This window comes from Methylophaga sp. UBA4204 (genome assembly GCF_002379485.1).
In the GTDB taxonomy this organism is placed as follows: domain Bacteria; phylum Pseudomonadota; class Gammaproteobacteria; order Nitrosococcales; family Methylophagaceae; genus Methylophaga.
Window position 1 is genome coordinate 32,391 of sequence record NZ_DFTU01000086.1, and the last position, 4,939, is coordinate 37,329.

Genomic DNA, 4,939 nt, shown 5'->3' on the forward strand with positions numbered 1-4,939 from the left:
TGAGCCAACATTCTGGGCCAGGCGATTTGGCATGCTGGTGGATCGGTTTGGCACGCCGTGGATGATTAATTGTGGTCAATGCTTACAAGGTGAGGAGGATTGAAATGAAATATCTGGCTTTGGTGTATTACCAGGAACAGATCATGAATCAAATGTCTCAGCAGGAATGGGACAGTCTGAATCAGGAATGTATGGCTTGTGGTGAAAAACTGCAAAGTACTGGTCATATGCTGGATGGTTCAGCGTTGCAGTCGGTCGAGACGGCCACCACTGTTCGTGTACGTAATGGAAAAGTGACGGTGACCGATGGACCTTTTGCCGAAACCAAAGAACAACTTGCCGGGTTTTATCTATTGGAAGCGCGCGATATTAACGAAGCTATTCAACTGGCGGGCAATATTCCACCAGCACGTTATGGCAGTATTGAAATTCGCCCGGTGCGTGAATTGCAGACTGAACAGAATAGCAGTGGCGGTAAAGGAGGTTCATCACCATGACGCAAAAACTGCAAACCTGTCTGTGGTTTAACCGAAACGCCGAACAGGCGGTGAATTTTTATCTGTCAGTCTTTGGTGGTCGCGAAATTGACCGGCTCTATTACAACAGTGCAGGCCCCGGCCCTGATGGTTCAGTGCTTTCTATCACGTTTGAACTCTGTGGCCAGCAACTGATCGCTCTCAATGGCGGCACTGAAGCACCGTTTAACCATTCAATATCATTATTGGTCAATTGTGATTCACAAACCGAAATAGACCAACTTTGGGAAAAACTGCTGGTAAATGGCGGCAGAACCTTACAATGTGGCTGGGTTCAGGATCAGTTTGGTGTCTGCTGGCAGATTGTGCCCGCTATGCTGGATAAAATGCTGCAGGATAAGCTGGGTGCTCCGGCCGTCATGTCGGCATTACTGACCATGAACAAACTGGATATCTCGCAGTTGGAACAGGCCTACCAGCGAGGTAACTAACATTGTGAGGCAATGACCTGACATCATTTGCTTAGAAAATGGTGTGAAGGTTTTACAGTTCATTTATCAGCAAAAAACTGTCTGCTGGCGTACTATAGCGCGCTATGCCAACGTAGCCTGAGGTTTGAAATGAGCGATTTACCTAATTGTCCGAAGTGTGATTCAGAATATGTCTATCAAGATGATCATATTCTGATTTGTCCGGAATGCTCTTATGAATGGTCAGCAGATACGGCAACTGACAAGGTCGAAACATCAGATGAGATCCTGGATGCCAATGGCAATGTGTTACAGGATGGCGATAGCGTGACTGTCATCAAGGATCTGAAAGTGAAAGGTTCTTCGCTGGTGGTAAAAGTCGGCACCAAGGTCAAAAACATCCGTCTGGTCGACGGCGATCACGATATTGATTGCAAGATTGATGGCATCGGTGCGATGAAACTTAAATCGCAGTTTGTGAAAAAAGTCTGACGCTTCGACAGCATCTTTGCAGCAATTTAAGGGCTCGATTAGAGCCCTTTTTTGTGGAGATTATTGATCGGCTAGTTTTTTCATATTTTCATTAATTTTGAATAATACGATCAGCAGCTCACACCAGATGCGCGCACCAACAGCTCCCGCCAGCATGGTAAAGATTCCCATAAGAAAACTGCCAAAACCACCCGTAAACATCATACCTAAACCAGAAACCAGCGCGGCGCCTAATAACAACCAGTAAACCAGAGTAATGATTTTAGGCGTTAGCATTGAATCGAAAAACAGGATATCTCTCACTTAGTTTTCTCCATAACATTTAATAATAAGTGGATGATCAACCAACATCCCTTTCAGTTTTTGTTTTACTCCAGAGCCTGAGGTGAGATACATGGATGTATCACAAACAGCTGTCATACTGCTTTAGTTGACGTCTTTTCAGCTCTTAACCGGCGAAGATAAAAGATCAACAAGCCCTGGTTTGGCAATAAATGAACATCATTTTCAATTCCGTGTCATACCAATAGAATTGGAATTAACCTCTCTCTACTGATGCCCAACATATCTATTGCCAACGCGTATAATGCCAGTTCTCTGCTTACATTTCTTGGCCGACGTCACGGAAAAACGAATTGAAACAACCCGCAACTGTCGAAAACATGCCTGATGATATTGCTCCCTATTCACCGGAAAGCCGTGTTTCATTAAGAAGAATGCGTGCCTGTCATGAGTGTGATTGGGTGGTGGTGTTACCTGCATTACGTCCTGGTGAGCATGCCACCTGCCCTCGTTGCGAACATATATTGGTACGTCGACATTTTCGACCAGCTCAACGCAGTATGGCTTATGCAATCAGTGCATTAATTGCATTGATTCTGGCAATCTCGTTTCCTTTTGTGAGTTTTGAAGCCAGAGGCATAAGCAACAATATTGAGCTTACTCAAACCGCCACCAGTATGATTGGTTTCCATCAACCCCTGGTCGCACTCATTGTGGCACTAACGATCATTGTATTGCCGGCAGTTTACCTATCAGGGGTGATTTGGTTGCAATTTGGTTTGCTCCGGGGAGATCCATTTCCATTTAGTCGTGGTATTGCCCGTTCACTAGCACATATGCATCCCTGGATGATGGCGGATGTATTTATCATTGCCGCCCTAGTCAGTTTGATAAAAATCGCTGGGATGGCACAGATTGAATTAGGTGCCTCATTCTGGGCATTTTGTGCCTTTGCAATTTTACTGTTAATGACCACGCGCTCTATTGATGCCGACTGGATGTGGTTTTCACTTGCGGGTGAACCGCAGGCCCCAAAAGGTATTCGCACAGGCGAAACGGCAGCTTCACAAGGTTTGGCAGGTTGCTCAACCTGTGGTTTGATAAACGAACTGTCCGAGTCCGGTCATGGACATTGCCGCCGCTGTGGCGAACCGCTGCATCTCCGTTTACCACATAGCCTGCAACGTACCTGGGCGCTTTTGGCGGCAGCAATAGTGATGTACATTCCAGCAAATGCCTATCCTATTATGACAACGACTGTGCTGGGCCAGACCCAGCCGGCAACCATTATTGGTGGCATCATTGATTTGTGGCAAAAAGGCTCCTGGCCAATTGCAGCAGTAATCTTTTTTGCCAGTATTCTGGTTCCTGTCGGCAAGATGCTGGCGTTGATCTGGCTGTCATTTGTGGTACGTAAAAGTAGTCAACTCAGCGCTAATAGCCGAACCAATTTATATCGTATTACCGAATTTATTGGTCGCTGGTCCATGGTAGATTTATTTGTAGTCGCTATACTGGTGGCATTGATTCGGGCAGGAAACTTAATGTCGATAACCCCAGGTCCGGCAGCACTAGCATTTGGCGCTGTCGTTATTTTAACCATGTTAGCAGCGATGACATTTGATCCACGCCTGATATGGGATACACCTACTACAAGCAAAAAAACAGCACTCCAAGGAAACCGTGAATGAGTGATTCCCCTGTCTCTAATGAAGACAATCTGACTGACCAGCATCGAGCAAAATCAGGCAGACAGTCTCGTCTTTCCCCCATCTGGATTGTGCCGATTGTCGCAGTCATGATTGGTTTATGGCTGATATATGACAACTACAGTCGTATAGGGCCCAGAATTACCTTAACGATGTCAAATGCAGAGGGGATAGAAGCTGGCAAAACCATGATCAAAACGCGCAATGTGGATATTGGTCAGGTTGAACAGGTGCGTCTATCAGATGATTTAACCCATACATTAATCATTGCGCGTATTAATCCAGAGGCCGAACCGATGCTGGTCGATGACTCCCGCTTCTGGGTCGTAAAACCGCGTATAGGTCGAGAAGGGATCAGTGGCCTTAATACAGTACTATCCGGTGCCTATATTCAATTACAACCCGGTGAAAGTAAGATCGAACAACGTGAATTTGAGGTGCTTGAACAACCGCCTATTTCAACTCTCGGTGTGCAAGGTTTACGCATTAATCTGATCAGTCAGCTGGGCAACTCACTACGAGTAGGTGACCCCGTGACTTATCAGGGGTTTAATGTGGGCAGGGTTGAAAGCGCTGAGTTTGATAGCGAAAAGCGTGAAATGCGCCACCAGTTATTTATTGAAAGCCCTTACGATGTTCTGGTCACCGAAGGAACCCGTTTCTGGTCTGCCAGTGGCGTGGATTTAAAACTGGATTCCGAAGGTTTCAAAATCAATATTGCCTCGCTGGAAGCATTATTAGGTGGTGGCGTGACATTTGGAGTCCTTGAGGATTTACCTGTTGGTTCTCCTGCCCCGCCCGATAGTATTTTTACCCTATACAGTGATGAGGAGAGTGCACGTCAGGAAGCTTATACTCAATACCTTGAATATGTACTGTTAATCGAAGATACCGTCCGCGGCCTTTCCAAAGGGGCGCCGGTTGAATTTCGTGGCATTCGTATTGGTACCGTTTCGAGTGTACCGTGGAAATTCACCTCACCCGAACGCAATGCGCAGAGCGGCTTTGCTATTCCGGTGTTAATCCGTCTGGAACCTCAACGCTTAGGCGGTAGTGAAAAAGTTGATATCAAAGACTGGGCAGCCCGCTTCGATCGCATGTTGAATGCCGGATTAAGAGCCACACTCAAGTCAGGTAATCTGTTGACCGGATCATTATTCGTTGATCTTAACTTCCAGCGTGATGATACCTATGAGTTTGTTGCCAGAACGTTTGAAGGGCATCAGGTTCTGCCAACCAGTTCAACAGGCTTGGCGCAAATCGAACTGAAAGTGTCGAATTTGCTGGATAAACTCAATCAACTGGAAGTTGAACCGATTCTAACCGGCATGGATCGTAATCTGGAAAGCTCCGAAACCATGCTGAACGAAATCAGAGAGTTAACCGCCAGCATTCAAACCTTGGTCAATGCTTCTGAAACGCAACAGATCCCTGAAAATATTAATCAGACACTTACAGAAATTCGAGCCACTTTGCAGGGGCTTTCGCCTGATTCCTCCGCTTATCAAGA

At 46.1% G+C, this 4,939-nt stretch carries 6 protein-coding genes; 5 read left to right on the forward strand and 1 reads right to left on the reverse strand.

Annotation, left to right across the window (positions count from 1 at the left end; translation table 11 throughout):
• The first annotated feature begins 104 nt into the window (after positions 1-104).
• The 3 genes from B3182_RS12390 to B3182_RS12400 all read left to right on the forward strand — a co-directional run bounded on the left by B3182_RS12390 (position 105) and on the right by B3182_RS12400 (position 1,438).
• Complete coding sequence (locus tag B3182_RS12390) at positions 105-497, forward strand: YciI family protein (protein WP_292358074.1); 393 nt, start codon at positions 105-107, stop codon at positions 495-497.
• A complete protein-coding gene (locus tag B3182_RS12395; protein WP_292358072.1) occupies positions 494-967 on the forward strand; it encodes a VOC family protein in 474 nt (157 codons plus the stop codon). The genes B3182_RS12390 and B3182_RS12395 overlap by 4 nt, the downstream gene beginning before the upstream one ends.
• 129 nt (positions 968-1,096) lie before the next feature.
• Entirely contained in the window at positions 1,097-1,438 is a 342-nt protein-coding gene (locus B3182_RS12400) for a zinc ribbon domain-containing protein YjdM (protein ID WP_292358070.1), read from the forward strand.
• Between the two features lie 60 nt (positions 1,439-1,498).
• On the opposite strand, the gene B3182_RS12405 is transcribed toward B3182_RS12400, so the two are convergent.
• Entirely contained in the window at positions 1,499-1,741 is a 243-nt protein-coding gene (locus B3182_RS12405) for a DUF4282 domain-containing protein (protein ID WP_292358068.1), read from the reverse strand.
• Positions 1,742-2,073: 332 nt separating this feature from the next.
• Between B3182_RS12405 and B3182_RS12410 the strand changes: the two genes are divergently transcribed.
• Both B3182_RS12410 and pqiB read left to right on the forward strand, forming a co-directional pair.
• Positions 2,074-3,411, forward strand: coding sequence for a paraquat-inducible protein A (locus B3182_RS12410; protein WP_292358066.1), 1,338 nt, complete (start codon positions 2,074-2,076; stop codon positions 3,409-3,411).
• A partial coding sequence (gene pqiB, locus B3182_RS12415) for an intermembrane transport protein PqiB (protein ID WP_292752961.1) occupies positions 3,408-4,939 on the forward strand: 1,532 nt, incomplete at its 3' end. The genes B3182_RS12410 and pqiB, both read left to right, overlap by 4 nt.